This window comes from Solidesulfovibrio sp. (genome assembly GCF_029978005.1).
Classification (GTDB): Bacteria; Desulfobacterota; Desulfovibrionia; order Desulfovibrionales; family Desulfovibrionaceae; genus Solidesulfovibrio.
The window spans coordinates 57,924-71,359 of sequence record NZ_JARKOZ010000061.1 but is presented as its reverse complement, the minus strand read 5'-3'; the positions used below and the strand labels follow the sequence as shown (position 1 = coordinate 71,359).

Annotated in this window: 18 protein-coding genes; 9 read left to right on the top strand and 9 right to left on the bottom strand. The window is 68.2% G+C overall.

Features of this window, described 5'->3' with window-relative positions; translation table 11 throughout:
* Positions 1 to 80: 80 nt before the first annotated feature.
* Both Q1K70_RS07770 and Q1K70_RS07765 read right to left on the bottom strand, forming a co-directional pair.
* Positions 81 to 584 carry a YkgJ family cysteine cluster protein gene (locus Q1K70_RS07770; RefSeq protein ID WP_300157549.1) on the bottom strand — a complete coding sequence of 168 codons (504 nt, stop codon included), beginning with the start codon at positions 582 to 584 and terminating at the stop codon, positions 81 to 83.
* A 10-nt stretch (positions 585 to 594) separates the two neighbouring features.
* Complete coding sequence (locus Q1K70_RS07765) at positions 595 to 1,008, bottom strand: CoA-binding protein (RefSeq protein WP_300157554.1); 414 nt, start codon at positions 1,006 to 1,008, stop codon at positions 595 to 597.
* Positions 1,009 to 1,087: 79 nt separating this feature from the next.
* Between Q1K70_RS07765 and mqnC the strand changes: the two genes are divergently transcribed.
* Entirely contained in the window at positions 1,088 to 2,131 is a 1,044-nt protein-coding gene (mqnC, locus tag Q1K70_RS07760; RefSeq protein WP_300157547.1) for a cyclic dehypoxanthinyl futalosine synthase, read from the top strand.
* Here mqnC and Q1K70_RS07755 read toward each other — a convergent pair.
* Positions 2,110 to 3,024, bottom strand: a complete 915-nt coding sequence (locus tag Q1K70_RS07755) for a DMT family transporter (RefSeq protein ID WP_300157545.1) — start codon at positions 3,022 to 3,024, stop codon at positions 2,110 to 2,112. The two genes, mqnC and Q1K70_RS07755, sit on opposite strands and share 22 nt — an antisense overlap.
* Before the next feature lie 129 nt (positions 3,025 to 3,153).
* Between Q1K70_RS07755 and Q1K70_RS07750 the strand changes: the two genes are divergently transcribed.
* Positions 3,154 to 4,374, top strand: a complete 1,221-nt coding sequence (locus tag Q1K70_RS07750; protein ID WP_300157543.1) for a Xaa-Pro peptidase family protein — start codon at positions 3,154 to 3,156, stop codon at positions 4,372 to 4,374.
* Between the two features lie 16 nt (positions 4,375 to 4,390).
* Here Q1K70_RS07750 and Q1K70_RS07745 read toward each other — a convergent pair whose 3' ends face one another.
* The 6 genes from Q1K70_RS07745 to Q1K70_RS07720 all read right to left on the bottom strand — a co-directional run bounded on the left by Q1K70_RS07745 (position 4,391) and on the right by Q1K70_RS07720 (position 8,453).
* Entirely contained in the window at positions 4,391 to 5,002 is a 612-nt protein-coding gene (locus Q1K70_RS07745) for an FmdE family protein (RefSeq protein WP_300157551.1), read from the bottom strand.
* A 269-nt stretch (positions 5,003 to 5,271) separates the two neighbouring features.
* Positions 5,272 to 6,459, bottom strand: a complete 1,188-nt coding sequence (locus Q1K70_RS07740) for a glycosyltransferase family 87 protein (protein ID WP_300157541.1) — start codon at positions 6,457 to 6,459, stop codon at positions 5,272 to 5,274.
* 2 nt (positions 6,460 to 6,461) lie between these two features.
* A complete protein-coding gene (locus tag Q1K70_RS07735) occupies positions 6,462 to 6,710 on the bottom strand; it encodes a hypothetical protein (protein ID WP_300157539.1) in 249 nt (82 codons plus the stop codon).
* Positions 6,710 to 7,105, bottom strand: a complete 396-nt coding sequence (locus Q1K70_RS07730; protein ID WP_300157537.1) for a VOC family protein — start codon at positions 7,103 to 7,105, stop codon at positions 6,710 to 6,712. Before Q1K70_RS07730 ends, Q1K70_RS07735 begins: the two co-directional genes overlap by 1 nt.
* 185 nt (positions 7,106 to 7,290) lie before the next feature.
* Complete coding sequence (locus Q1K70_RS07725; protein WP_300157536.1) at positions 7,291 to 7,758, bottom strand: cytochrome c3 family protein; 468 nt, start codon at positions 7,756 to 7,758, stop codon at positions 7,291 to 7,293.
* 236 nt (positions 7,759 to 7,994) lie between these two features.
* The gene (locus Q1K70_RS07720) at positions 7,995 to 8,453 is read right to left on the bottom strand and encodes a CBS domain-containing protein (protein ID WP_300157534.1); all 459 of its coding nucleotides are present in this window, start codon (positions 8,451 to 8,453) and stop codon (positions 7,995 to 7,997) included.
* A 151-nt stretch (positions 8,454 to 8,604) separates the two neighbouring features.
* Here Q1K70_RS07720 and Q1K70_RS07715 point away from each other — a divergent pair, with 151 nt between their 5' ends.
* The 7 genes from Q1K70_RS07715 to Q1K70_RS07685 all read left to right on the top strand — a co-directional run bounded on the left by Q1K70_RS07715 (position 8,605) and on the right by Q1K70_RS07685 (position 13,408).
* On the top strand, positions 8,605 to 9,264 hold the full coding sequence (locus Q1K70_RS07715; protein ID WP_300157532.1) for a protein-L-isoaspartate(D-aspartate) O-methyltransferase: 660 nt from the start codon (positions 8,605 to 8,607) through the stop codon (positions 9,262 to 9,264).
* A gap of 23 nt (positions 9,265 to 9,287) precedes the next feature.
* Positions 9,288 to 10,148 carry an Mrp/NBP35 family ATP-binding protein gene (locus Q1K70_RS07710; RefSeq protein WP_300157530.1) on the top strand — a complete coding sequence of 287 codons (861 nt, stop codon included), beginning with the start codon at positions 9,288 to 9,290 and terminating at the stop codon, positions 10,146 to 10,148.
* An 89-nt stretch (positions 10,149 to 10,237) separates the two neighbouring features.
* A complete protein-coding gene (pgsA, locus tag Q1K70_RS07705; protein ID WP_300157528.1) occupies positions 10,238 to 10,807 on the top strand; it encodes a CDP-diacylglycerol--glycerol-3-phosphate 3-phosphatidyltransferase in 570 nt (189 codons plus the stop codon).
* A gap of 25 nt (positions 10,808 to 10,832) precedes the next feature.
* The gene (locus tag Q1K70_RS07700) at positions 10,833 to 11,192 is read left to right on the top strand and encodes a hypothetical protein (RefSeq protein WP_300157526.1); all 360 of its coding nucleotides are present in this window, start codon (positions 10,833 to 10,835) and stop codon (positions 11,190 to 11,192) included.
* 1 nt (position 11,193) lies between these two features.
* Positions 11,194 to 11,520 carry a septum formation initiator family protein gene (locus Q1K70_RS07695; protein ID WP_300157524.1) on the top strand — a complete coding sequence of 109 codons (327 nt, stop codon included), beginning with the start codon at positions 11,194 to 11,196 and terminating at the stop codon, positions 11,518 to 11,520.
* Positions 11,510 to 12,472 (top strand): tetratricopeptide repeat protein, encoded by a 963-nt coding sequence (locus Q1K70_RS07690; RefSeq protein WP_300157522.1) that lies wholly within the window; start codon positions 11,510 to 11,512, stop codon positions 12,470 to 12,472. Before Q1K70_RS07695 ends, Q1K70_RS07690 begins: the two co-directional genes overlap by 11 nt.
* A 54-nt stretch (positions 12,473 to 12,526) precedes the next feature.
* Positions 12,527 to 13,408, top strand: coding sequence for a hypothetical protein (locus Q1K70_RS07685; protein WP_300157520.1), 882 nt, complete (start codon positions 12,527 to 12,529; stop codon positions 13,406 to 13,408).
* The last annotated feature ends 28 nt before the right edge of the window (positions 13,409 to 13,436 follow it).

The window sequence follows — 13,436 nt, the reverse complement described above, 5'->3', positions numbered from 1 at the left end:
TGAAGGCCAGCTTGCGGTAGGCGGATTTGACGGCGTCGAGGTCGGCGGCGGCCGACACCCCGAGCAGGGAGCGCGCCTCGTCAAGGCGCATGGAATCCGCGTGGGCCATCTTCCTCGTCCTCTGTTTGCGCCGGCTCGGGACCCGGCGCGACGTCGGCCAGGGCTTCGGGCACGTCCTCGCCCCGGGCGCGGGATAGGCCGCGGCTGGCCAGGTATTCCCGGCCTTGGCGGGCGAATTCCGCGTGGGGGACCTCGCGATTGATGCCCGGGCAGTCCTCGGCGGCCATGGCGTGGCTGTCGGCGTCGATGATGTTGCCCCGGAAATACGGCCAGGCCCGGCACACGTCGGGCCGCCCAGGGTGTATGCCGCAACCCTCGGCGTAAAAGACGCAGTACCCGTCGCCGCCGGTCGCAAGTCGGTACTTGCCCGAAACGAAACAGGCGTAACGCGCCAACATGTCCCCGGCCTCCATCTGGAGATGGGCGGCCAGGCGATTGATGTCGCCCCGGGACAGGACGATGCCGCCCTCGCCGTGGCAGCAGTGGCCGCACCGACGGCAGGTGAAGGCTAACGCGCGCGGCATCGCTCCCCCCTTAACCCCAAAGGCGGCGGTGTTCAACCATGATGCAGCGGTCTTCCACCACCGCGACGCCGCTTGGCGACAAAAGTTCCCTGGCCTCGGGGCTGACGATGCCGGATTGCATCCAGAAGCAGCGCGGCCGCCGCTCAAGGGCCAGGACCTCCACGGCGTGGGCCGGGCAATGGGCCGGGGCGCGAAACAGGTTGACGACGTCCACGGGCGCGGCGATCTCGGCCAGGGTCTTGCGGGCCGGCAGACCCCATACCGCGGGCCGGGCCGGGTGGACCGGGATGACCGTGAAGCCGGCCTGGATGAGGTAGCGCCCGACCATGTCCACCTCGGTGCCGGGGCGGTCCTTGGCCCCGACGATGGCGATGGTCTTGCCCGGGGCGAGCAGGTCCTTGAGCAGCGAATCGGCGTAGAGCATGACGGCCTCGGGGTGGTTTTCGTTTGAGGGAAAAAGGTGTATCCGCTTGGCGGCATCCATGCCCGGAGGTTTCGCGCGCATGTCCGTTTCCGCCATCGAACGCATAAGCATCGACCAGGCCAAGGCCCTGTGGGAAGGCGAGGACGTCTTCTCCCTGGGGAAGAAGGCCCACGCCGCAAGGCTCGCCCTGCACCCCGAGCCGGTCGTCACCTACATCGTCGACCGCAACATCAATTATACCAACGTCTGCGCCTGCGGCTGCCGGTTCTGCGCCTTTTTCCGGCCGCCGGGACACCCCGAGGGCTACGTGCTCTCCCGGGAGCGGCTGGCGGCCAAGGTGGCCGAGACGGTCGCCCTCGGCGGCTGGCAGATCCTGCTCCAGGGCGGCATGCACCCGGAGCTGCCCCTGTCCTTTTACACGGACATGCTGGCCTTCTTGCGCGACCGGTTCCCGGAAGTGGCCGTGCACGGCTTTTCGCCGCCGGAGATCGTGTTCCTGGCCAAAATGGAAGGCCTGTCCATAGCCGAGGTGCTGGCCGAACTCAAGGCCGCCGGCCTGGCCTCACTGCCGGGCGGCGGGGCGGAGATCCTGGCCGACGCCGTGCGCAGCAGCGTCTCGCCGAACAAATGCCCGGCCGACGACTGGATCGCGGTCATGCGCGAGGCCCACGGCCTGGGCCTTCGCACCACAGCCACCATGGTCATCGGCCTGGGCGAAACCCTGGACCACCGCCTGGAGCACCTTTCGCGCCTGCGCGACCTGCAGGACGAAACCGGCGGGTTCACGGCCTTCATCCCCTGGACCTTCCAGCCCGGCAACACGGCCCTGGCCGCGCCCGAGGCCTCGTCCTGGGAGTACCTGCGCTGGCTGGCCCTCTCGCGCCTTTTCCTCGACAACATCCCCAACATCCAGGCCTCCTGGGTGACGCAGGGGCCGCGCGTGGGCCAGCTGGCCCTTTTCTACGGGGCCAACGACCTGGGCTCGACCATGATCGAGGAGAACGTGGTGGCCGCCGCGGGCGTCAATTTCCGCATGCAGGAAGAGGAGCTGCGCCGGCTGGCCGTGGGGGCGGGGTTCGCGCCCGTGCGGCGCAACATGGACTATTCTCGCCGCGAGTCCTGAGCCACGGACGGCTGTCGGCGGCCGGGGCGGGCGCTTAGGCCCACGCCGCAAAGGGCCATGCCCCCGCCGATCCACTGGGAGGGCGCGAGTTCCTCATCCAGCATGAACCGGGCCAGCAGGCAGGCGAAGACCGGGATGAGGTTGATGAACGCCGCCGCCTTGGCCGCCGGAGCCCGGCTGACGCCGTAGTTGTAGAGCCCGTAGGCCACGAAGGTGACCCCGAGCCCGAGAAAGACCACGGCCAGGGTGGGCGCGAGTTCGAAGGATTGCGGCATGGGGGCGAACAGCAGCACCGGGGCGAAGAAGACCGTGCCGGTGAAGCTCTGCACGGCGGTCAGGTAGAGCGGATGGTGGCGGGCGGCCAGGCGCTTGGCCGTGACGATGTAGCCCACGGCGCAGCACATGGCCAAAAATTCCAGAAAATTGCCGAGCACGGGCCGTGGCGCTTCCTCCGAGGACTGACCCGAGGCGCTCATGACCGCGACTCCGGCCACGGCCAGCACCAGTCCGGTCACGGCCCTGCCCTCCAGGCGCTCCTTGAGGAATATGGCGGCGGCCACGGCCGTGAGCAGGGGAAGCAGGGCCGTGACCATGGCCGCCTGGGAGGCCTGGGTGAGCGTCAACGCCTTGGCCTCGAACACGAAATAGAGGCACGGCTCGCAAAAGGCCATGAAGAGCAGGGCCGGCCAGTCGCCCCTGGCCGCCCGGAAGCCGCCCATGCGCCGCCACAGAAGTCCGAAGACGGCCGAGGCCAGGGCCATGCGGCAAAAGACCACCAGCAGCGGCGAATAGCCGCGCATGGCGATCTTCATGGCGATAAACGAGCCGCCCCACAGCAGCGTCGCCGCGACCAGGGCGGAAAAGGCCGGCCAGGCCAGGCGCGTATGCGGCATTGTCTTCATCCTGCCGGAGCATTTGCGGCGATTTTCGGAAACGACCGTCGTTTCCGCATGAACCCTGCCAACAGCCCGGAGGGTCGCTATACCCTGTTCCCTCCGGAATGCAACCCGAACGGAGTCAGGATGTTTGAAGCTCTGGAACGTCTGCCTGTCGAGGAAATGCGCTCCCGCCACGCCAAATGCCGCCGGGCCCTGGGCGGCGTCGCGCCCGGGGCCGGGGGCCTGCTCGTCTTCGCCCGCCTGTCCATCTATTACCTGACCGGCACATGGGCCAACGGCGTGCTGTGGCTGCCCATGGAGGGCGAGGCCGTGCTGTGCTGCCGCAAGGGCCGTGAGCGCGCCGCGCTGGAAGCGCCGCTGACGCACATCGTGTCCTTCCGGTCCTACGGCGACATCCCCGGACTGTGCCGCGAGGCCGGCAGCCCGCTTCCCGCCCTGTGCGCCGCCGAGCAGTCGGGGCTTTCCTGGAACCTGGCCGAACTGCTGACCTCGCGCCTGCCCGGGGTGTCCTTCGTGCCGGGCGACGCCGCCCTGGCCATGGCCCAGGCCGACAAGTCGGCCTGGGAGCTGACGAAGATCCGCCTTTGCGGCGCGCGCCACGCCAAGGGCCTCATGGAGCTTTTGCCCGCGTCCATCGCGCCCGGCCTGAGCGAGCGGGAGATCGCCCGCAAATGCTGGGACGCCTTCTTCGACCTGGGGCACCAGGGCATGCTGCGCATGGGCAGCGGCGACGAGATCTTCCTCGGGCACATCGCGGCCGGGGACAGCGGCAACTATCCGAGCGTGTTCAACGGCCCGGTGGGGCTGCGGGGCGAACATCCGGCCCTGCCGTTTTCCGGCTACGGCGGCAAGGTCTGGAAAAAGGGCGAGGTGCTCACCATCGACAACGGCTTTTCCCTCGAGGGCTACGCCACGGACAAGACGCAGGTCTATTTCGCCGGCAAGGCGGCCGACATTCCCGAGGCGGCGCGGCGCGGCCACGACCTGTGCGTGGCCGTGCAGCAGGCCGTGGCCGAACGCCTGAAGCCCGGGGCGGTCCCGAGCGAACTCTACGCCCTGGCCCTTTCCATGGCGGAGGAAGCGGGGCTGAGCGAAGGGTTCATGGGCCTGGGCGAGAACAAGGTCCGGTTCCTGGGCCACGGCATCGGCCTGCTCATCGACGGCTGGCCGGTTTTGGCCAAGGGCTTCGACACGCCCCTTGCCGCCGGCATGACCCTGGCGCTCGAGCCCAAGTACGGCATCCCCGGCGTCGGCATGGTCGGCGTGGAGAACACCTTCGAGGTGACCGCAGCCGGCGGCGTGTGCCTGACCGGCGACGACTACTCCATCATCTGCGTCGAGTAGTTTCGGACGAAGCCGGTCAGACCTTCTGCTCCACGGCCAGGAAGCAGGGGATGCACAGGGTCTGGCCGGCGAAACGCCGGGAGCGCGATTCCATCATGGCCTCGCCGCAATGCTCGCAAACGAGGCTCGACAGGATCGACGCGCGGCGCGGAGCCGGCGTCAGCGGGGCCGTGCGCAGGAAAAGCGTCTCGGGGTCGCAGGCGAGCAGCCTTTCGGCGTAGCGTATCGCGAGCGCGGGCAGGGCGGCCTTGGCCTCGGCGTCGTCCGGCTGGTCGTTTGCCCGGGCGCGCACGGCGGCGAATTCCGGGTCGATCCATGCGTGCAGGTCCGGGCGGGCGAGCAGGCGCACGGCCGCGCCGTCGCGGCGACGGTAGAAGGTGAAGGCGGCCTTGCCGTAGTCACGGTGCACGAGGTTCCCCTTGCCGAAGGTGCAGCCCATGAGCGCCTGGATGGCGTCCACGGCGCACATGTCCGTCTCGACCACGGCCACCACGTCCTCGTCCCTGTCGTGGCCGCACTCGGCCAGGCCGATGCGCGCGGCCTGGATGCCCATGGCCAGCCCCGGGCACAGGTGCCCGTGGAAATCCACGGCCCGTTCGGTCAGGGCCGTCACGTCCGCCGTCTCCATCACTGTTTTTCCTCCTGCCATCTTCCGGCCGTCCTCAAAAATTCCGACGTCTGCCCGAAAAGGGCGGCCAGCACCCGCGTAGGCGTCGAGTCGTAGCTGCCGGCGGCCAGGACGGCGCACAAGCCGAGCGTCTGCAATCCGAACCGCTGCTTCGGTCGCGGCGCGTCGCGGCCAGCGTGCTGGAAGATTTGGCCAAGGGTATTGCGAAATCGAAATAGATGCAATTTGACGCGTACTTTTCTGGAGTTGCTTCTGTTACGGTCGGGAAATTACACGCAAGACGCCGCCGCGTCGAGACGGCGCGTCAGGGCCAGGGAGAGGCCGAAAAAGGCCAGGGCGGCCGGGAAAAGGGGACTTGCCCCCAGGGACGGGGCGGCGAGTTGGGCCAGCCCGGCCAGCCACAGGCCGCCGACCCAGGCGGCGGCATGGGGCGTCCGGGCGTCCGCCAGCGCAAGGGCCGCGAAGAGAAGCAGGCCGGCGTCGTAGAAATAGGCATGGGGCGCGGCCAGGAGCAACCCCGCCCCGGCCAGCCCCAGGTGCGAAAGGGGCAAGGGGCGGCCGCGCCGCCGCAGGAAGGTCGCGCCCAGGCAGGCAAGCGTCGCCAGCGACAGGACGAGACCAACGGCCAGGGCGGCCGACGGCCAGGCGGCCAGGACATGGCGGCTGCCCCCCAAAAAGCTCACGGCCTTGTCTCCTTCCATGCCAAGCGACGTCCGCACCACCCAGTCGGCATGGCCGAGCCAGGCCATGGGCCAGGACGGGCCGAAGACGATGGTATTAAGGAGAACCACGGCGGCGAGCCCGAGACAGGCGGCAAGGACCAGGCGGGCGCGCCCGGCCAGGGCGTAGAGCGCGACGAGACCCAGGCCGAACTGGGGCTTGTAGCACAGCGCCGCCAGGCACAGCCCGGCCAGGACGGGTCGGTCGCGCCGCTCCAGGCTCCAGGCGGCGGCGCAGAGAAAAAGGGTCAGCGGCGTGTTCTGTCCGCCGAGCAGGCTCCGCAGGAGCGGATAGAAAAGGGCGGCGGCGCAGTAAACGGCCGAAACGTGCGGCGCGGCCCAGGGAAGGTCGCGGCAGGCCAAGCGCACGGCCAGGAAAAGGAGCGTCGCCATGGCGGCCAGGTGAACGGCGTAGGCCGTCCGGTAGGGCAGGGCGGCGAGCAGGACGTAGGGCAGGGCGAACTGGGGCGGATAGGCGAAGGGCACGAAGGCGTCGCCGCCTTGGGGCATGAGGTCGCGCTGGGCGGCGCGCTGCACGGCCGGGTCGTAGAGCCGCTCCCCCTGGCCGGAGCGCACGATGCGGCCGGCGGCGTAGAATTCGGCGAAATCGCCGCCAAGGCGCCCGGACACGACCGCAGCCCCGGAGCCGGCCAGAAGCGCGGCGGCCACGGCCAGGGCCATGGCCCCGAGGAGTGCCCGGGGATAAACGCGAAGCCGCCAGGGGGTGAGCCAGGCCATGGTCAGGGCCGGTCCTCGAAGAGTCCGAGGGACCCGAACACGGCTCCCGCCGGCGTGGCCTCGGGCAGACGAAGCGGGAGGCAGACGTGGGCGAACAGGCTTCGGGCTGCTTCGCGGCCGTCGGCGGCCGCGGTCGGGAACAGGTCGCGGCGAAAGGGCGCGTCGCCGGGAATTCCCGGGAGCGCGGCGGTGTGGGGCGACGACGCGTCGTCCCACACCGCCCGCCGCGCCTGGTGAGCCTTCTCGCGCATCAGCCTTCCATCTTGAATTTGATCAGGGCCAAGAATGCGCCTTGCGGGTCGCCCACCACGCAGAACCGGCCCACGCCCGGAATGTCGGTCGGGGCCTTGTAGACCGTGCCGCCGAGGGCCACGGCCTTCTCGGCCGCCGCGTCCACGTCGTCCACGTTGACGTAGCTGCCCCAGACCGGGGGCATGGGCCCGGCTTCGGGCGGCATGGCCATGATGCCGCCCACGGCCGTGTCGCCGACCTTGAGCAGGGTGTAGGTCATGCCCATCTCGGGCATGGGCTTGTCCTCGGTGGTCCAGCCGAGCAGCCCCGTGTAGAAGGCCTTGGCCGCCTCCACATCCGTGGTCATCAGTTCGTTCCAGCTGAAAAAGCCGTGCTTCGGGTAGGGTTCGTCCATGTGTTCGCCTCCTGGTTCGGACGTTCCCGGCGACGGATGTCCGGGACGCGTCCATCTCCCGCATACGGGCAACAGGCGCGGAAGGCAACCGCGGCAGGAAAAAGGAACGAAACGTCCGTGCGGCGCGGCAAAAAAAAGCCCCCGCTCAGGCGGGGGCTCTCACGGCGGGGTCTTTGAATCAGGCGTTACTTCTGGGCGACGTGGCAGCCGTTGTTGGAGCAGGGGGCCACGGAAAGGGGCTTCTGGCCCTTTTCCTTGCGGACGATGTTGGTCTTCATGTGGCAGCCCAGGCAGCTGGTCTCGGAATTCTTGTCATGGAAGGCGCGGAAGTACGAGGTGGCTTCCTGACGCTCCTTGAGGTTGTCATGGCAACCCTCGGTGGCGCAGCCCTCGATCTTGCCCTTGCCGTCCCACATGTGGTGGCAGGTGCCGCAGGCGATGTTGGCGTGCTGACCGTGGGAGAACGAAACCGGCGCGAAGCTGGTCTTGAGCACCCCGGACGGACGCTTGAAGGTGAGTGTCAGGGGGTAGCACAGCTCGGACTTGGCTTCGACGATCGAGCTGTACTTGCCGCCATCGGCCAAGGCGGCAGTGGCCAGGGCCAGGATGAACATCGAACCGACCAACATGGAAGACATGACCTTGGAACGCATCCAACTCCCTCCTTAAAGCTCCAAGAAACGGTAAAAGGACCTAGCCGCTGCGAATACACGGGCGGCAGTCGCAGGCGTAGCCCCGCCGCCTCAATTCAAGTGAAAAGCGTAAAATTTCACAAGTCGGAAGTCAACACATTTTGCCCAAAAAACACTGTCTCGTTCAAACGCCAAAGCCCCCCGGCCATTGGCTCGAGGGGCTTTTTCAGGCAGTCGTCCCGGGTCGCCTCAGGTCGTCAATCCTGGCAATCCTCGCACTCGAGCTGTTCGCTCGCCTCCAGGGCGTCCATGAGGTCGAGGCACAGGCGGATGAAGTCCGAGGCGGTGAGGATGCCCACGAGCTTGCCGCCCTCGACCACGGGCAGGCAGCCGTATTTCTGGGTGAGCAGAACCTCGGCAGCCTGGCGCAGGGGCAGGTCCGGCGTGGCCATGGCCACGTCGGCCCGCATGACTTCGTTGATGGGAATGCCGGCGTAGATTTCATCCTGGGTGGCTTCGTCGATCTCGGCCAGGCGGGAAACGGAGGCGGCCAGGAGGTCGCGGTGGGTTAAAAGACCCACGAAGGCTCCGGCGGCGTCGATGATGGGCAGGTGGCGGATGCGGGCCTGTTCCATGGCCTTCTGGGCTTCGAGCAGGCTGTCGGTGTCGCGCAGGGCGATGAGGTCTTCGGTCATCAGGTCGCGGGTGGTCAGCATGGATGCCTCCTTCAATTAGGTCGGAATGGCATTGCCGAGCGACCCTGTCAAGGCGGCGGCGGTTGACTTGATGGCCGTATTTTGGTTTCAAAAATAGATTGTTCGCCCGGATGCGCCATTGTCCCGGCGTCGGTTCGGGCAAAGGGCGGAGATGAACGGACCTGGGCCGAAAATCGACCTCAAGCGCAATCGCGACCGCATGGTCCGGGACCAGATCGAGGCCCGGGGCGTCTCCAGTCCCGAGGTGCTGCGGGCCATGCGCAAGGTGCCGCGCCACCTCTTCGTGGAAGAGGCGCTGATTCCCCAGGCCTACGAGGACCACCCTCTGCCGCTCGGCCACGGCCAGACCATCTCCCAGCCCTACGTCGTGGCCTGGATGACCGAGCTCCTCGAGGTCTCCCAGGGCCAGCGGGTGCTGGAAATCGGCACCGGCTCGGGCTACCAGGCGGCCGTGCTGGCCGAGCTCGGGGCCTACGTCTTCACCGTGGAGCGGGTCCGGCCCCTGTACGAGGCGGCGCGGCGGCGGCTGGAGGGACTGCGCTACCTCAAAGTGCGCTTCAAGCTCGACGACGGCACCCTGGGCTGGCCCGAGGAGGCCCCGTTCGACCGCATCGTGGTCACGGCCGGGGGGCCGCGCATCCCGGAGCCGCTCCTCGCCCAGCTGGCCGACCCCGGCCGCATGGTCATTCCGGTCGGCGCTTCCCGGCGCAGCCAGGCGCTGCATGTGGTGCGCAAGGAAAACGGCCGTATCCTGGCGCGAAAGCTCGGCGACGTCATGTTCGTCGATCTCGTCGGCGCCCACGGCTGGTAGGGCGGGACAACGGAGCGAGGCCTATGGACGAGCTGCACATCGGAAAAAGCGACGGGCGCGACGCCCGCGACGGCCGCATCGGGGCGACGCTTGGCAGGATCCGCTACAAGCTCTTCGTCATGAGCGGCAAGGGCGGCGTGGGCAAGAGCTCCGTCGCGGTCAACGTGGCCCAGGCCCTGGCCCAGGCCGGCTCCCGGGTGGGGCTTCTGGACGTGGATCTGCACGGCCCGAGCGTGGCCGGCATGCTCGGCATCCGGGGTGCGCTGGAAGCCGGCCGCGACGCCCCTCTGGCCCCCAAGCTGGTGGGCGAGAACCTGCTCGTGGTCTCCATGCAGTCGCTGCTCGACGACCCGGACCAGGCCGTGCTGTGGCGCGGCCCCATGCGCACCACGGCCATCCGCCAGTTCCTGGCCGACGTGGACTGGGGGGAGCTCGACTACCTGGTCATCGACTCGCCCCCGGGCAACGGCGACGAGCACCTGACCGTGCTCAAGACCGTGCGCGACGCCCTGTGCCTGCTGGTGACCACGCCCCAGGAGGTTTCCCTGGCCGACGTGCGCAAGACCATCAATTTCCTCCAGTACGCCAACGCCAACATCCTCGGCGTGGTGGAGAACATGAGCGGGCTCGTCTGCCCGCATTGCCATAAAGAAATCGAACTGTTCAAAAAGGGCGGCGGCGAGGCCCTGGCCAGGGCCTACGGCCTGGACTTCCTCGGGGCGGTGCCGCTCGATCCGGCCACGGTGGCGGCCGGCGACATGGGCCGGCCCGTGGTGTCCCTGGAGGTCGAAACCCCGGCCCGGAACGCCTTCCTGGCCCTGGCCGCGGCCGTGGCCGCGGCCTGCGCCTCGAGCCTGGAGGCGGCGGCTTCGCCGTGTCCTTAAGTAGGCCCATGAGCGTTCCAAGGCTTTACGCCGGCCGGCTATTGCTTTAAACGCCTGCCAGCAAGGCTCAACCCCAAAGGCCAAACCGCATGTTCAACCTCGCCAACAACCTGACGCTGGCCCGCATCGGGGCCGTGCCGATCCTCGTCGTGCTCCTGTACTTTCCGGGTCGGGGCACGTGCCTGGCCGCGCTGGCGGTCTTCGTCGTCGCCTCGGTGACGGACATCGCGGACGGCCTGGTGGCCAGGCGGCGCAACCTCGTCACCACGCTCGGCAAGTTCCTCGACCCCCTGGCCGACAAGCTCCTGGTGTGCTCCCTGCTCATCATGCTCACGCGCCTGGGCTGGGTGGAGGCCTGGGTGACGGTGATCGTCATCTGCCGGGAGATCGCGGTGACCGGGCTGCGGGCCGTGGCCGTGGACCACGGCGTGGTCATCAGCGCCGACCGTTACGGCAAGCTCAAGACCATCATCCAGATGGTGGCCCTTTGCCCGCTCACGCTCCATTACCCCTGGTTCGGGTTCGATCCCGTGCCCCTGGGCCAGATCCTTTTGTACCTGGCCGTGGTATTGACCCTTGTATCCGGCGGCAATTACTTTTATGTCTTCGGCAAGCAAGTGATGTGGTCCCAGGCCGCTTCCGGCAAGGATCGGGCCTGACCGCGAAACCGCACGACAAGGCGCCATGAAACCCAAGAACACCTCCAAGCTCTCCAGACGCCGGGTGCGCGCCGTCCGCCCGGGCCTGGGCAGGCCGGCGGCGCGCAACGCCTCCCGCCGCGACGTCAACCTGTCCGCGCGCATCGAGAACTGCCTGCACACCATCCTCGAACTCGAGCCGGACCTCGAACGCCTCCAGTTCGGGCACTACCTCCTGCGCGACTTCAACATCCTCAAGATGTTCTTGTCCCATGTCGAGGAGATAGACGTCCAGGAACAGGATGTGGCCCGCATCGAGGCGGCCACGGAAAATTTCCTCAAGGAGCTCAAGGAACCCTTGGAGCAGCAGGACAGCAAACCGCTCAAAAAGTACGTCGTGCAATGACATGATCTGGCGACGGTTTCTTCTGACGGGACTGATCTTTTTCAACATTTTTTTGCTCTATAATCTCATATGGAGCGACAACGGCATTTTTGCCTATCTGGAACTCAAGGCCCGCCACGAACAGCTCAAGCAGCGCCTGGAAGCCGTCAACGAACACTCCCTCGATCTCAGCCAGGAGATCCGCTGGCTCAAGACCGACCGCGCCTTCACGGAAAAAATGGCCCGTTCCCAGATGAACTATCTCAAGGAAAACGAAGTCCTCTACCAGTTTCCCAAGGATGCGCCCCCGGCGCGGCAAGGGGAGGGAGGCAGGGCCGATGGCCAGTAAGATCGAACTCTACCGCGAAGTCCTGGAGATCGAGCCCAATTCCAAGGTGTTCTTCCCCCTGGCCCGCCAGCTGGCCGGGGAGGGACGCGAGGGCGAGGCGGCCGACGTGCTTTTCCGGGGCATCGCCTTCCACCCCGACCACCTGGAAGCCAAGTTCTTCCTGATCGAACTGCTTTCTCGCCTGGGCCGCTCGGGCGAGGCCGACGCGGTCTTCGCCGACGTGGGCGGCCTGCTCGCCCGCTATCCCTCGGTCTGGCTGCTGTGGTCGCGCACGGCCGCGTCCCGGTCCAAGGACCCGGCCCTGGCCATGCTCTTTCTGGCCAATTACTTCCAGGACGAGTCCCTGACCTGGGCCGAGGTCATGGAGCGGGGGCTGCGCAGCCTGCGTCAGGCCGAGCCGGCCGTCCCGGTCGGGACGCCCGTCGCCGTCTCGACCGCAACGGCCGCCGCGGTCGAACCCGTTCGGGAAGCGCCGGCCGCGCCCGCCGTCCCGCAGCCCGCGCCGGCGGCCGAAACCGTGTCCGCGCCCGGGGAGGACAGCCTGTCCCTGCGCGGCGCGCGGGAAGTGATGGAACTCGCCGCCGACCTGGCCCCGGCCGCGCCCGAACCCGTCGACAAGGGCCGCGGCAAGGCGGCCAAGGGCCGCGACGCCGTGGTGCGCACCAGGACCATGGCGATCCTGCTCGCCAACCAGGGCGACGTGGCCGGCGCGCGAGAGATCTATGACGAACTGCTTTCGCACCTGCCTCCCGGACCAGAACGGGAGGAGATCGCGGCCCTCATGGCCGGCCTTGACGCCGGCAGGGTCTCCGGTCATGACGCGGCCGCGACCGCCGCACCCGAACCGGCGGCCGGGGACGACGACGGACCCCGCAAAGCCCCCGGGCCGGCCAAACTCGTGAGCCTGCTCGAGGCCCTGGCCGGCCGCCTGGACGCACGGGCCCGGGGCTGACGCCCGTCGGACCGCGACAAGACACCAACACTGGAACATCGAGGGGAAACGGCCTTGAAACGAAGCCTGAACGTGGCCTTGGCGGCCCTGTGCTGCCTGGCTTTCCTGACCGGTTGCGGCACCATGAAGACCACCTGGCGCGACACGAAGAAGCTGTACCGCAGCTACATCAACACCGATCCCACCATCGACTTCAGCGACCAGGGCATCACCGACAAGGGCCTGCAGCGCCTGGCCGCCCTGTTCATGCCGGCCGACGAACGCCTCATGGCCATGCTGCGCGCCCTGGGCGCCCAGGACACGCCGCCGGAAAGCGAGTGGACCCAGGATCTCCTGAGCCGCCACGACTGGCTGTCGGGCGTGGCCGTGGTCGATACGACCGGCGCGGTGGTCTCCCAGGTCCCGGCCGTTCCCATGCGCCCCATGGACTACACCGGCCTGCTGGAATTTTCCGACCGTTACGCCAAGCGCAAGATGGGCGCCCAGGTCAAGACCGACGAGTTCGGCACCGTGGTCATGGTCGCGGCCCCGTATTTCAAGAACAACGAGTACGCCGGTCTCGTGGTCGCCTCCTTCGACCCGCGCAACCTGGCCCGCTTCTCCCCCGAACCCGGCTCATTGGTGATCGTGTCCACCGGGGGCCTGGTCTGGCCCGGCGACGGCGGCCAGGGCGAGGCTCTGGCCGGCTTCAACTGGGTCGAGATCCTCAAGGGCTCGGTCCAGGGCGAAATGAACGCCGCCGGCGGCCTGTACGCCTGGCAGGCCCGCTACGTGGGCCAGATGGAATTCGTCTACCTGACCGACGTGCGCGAGGCCAAAGCCTCCAAGCCCGCGCCGGCCAAGGCCCCTCCGGCCCCGGCTCCCGAGGCCGCGCCGGGCGCGCCCGAAACCCCGGCCGCGCCGTCGGGCGTGCCTGTGGCCGCCCCGGCCTCGTAGCCGCCGCTCGCAACCACAAGCCGGCGGC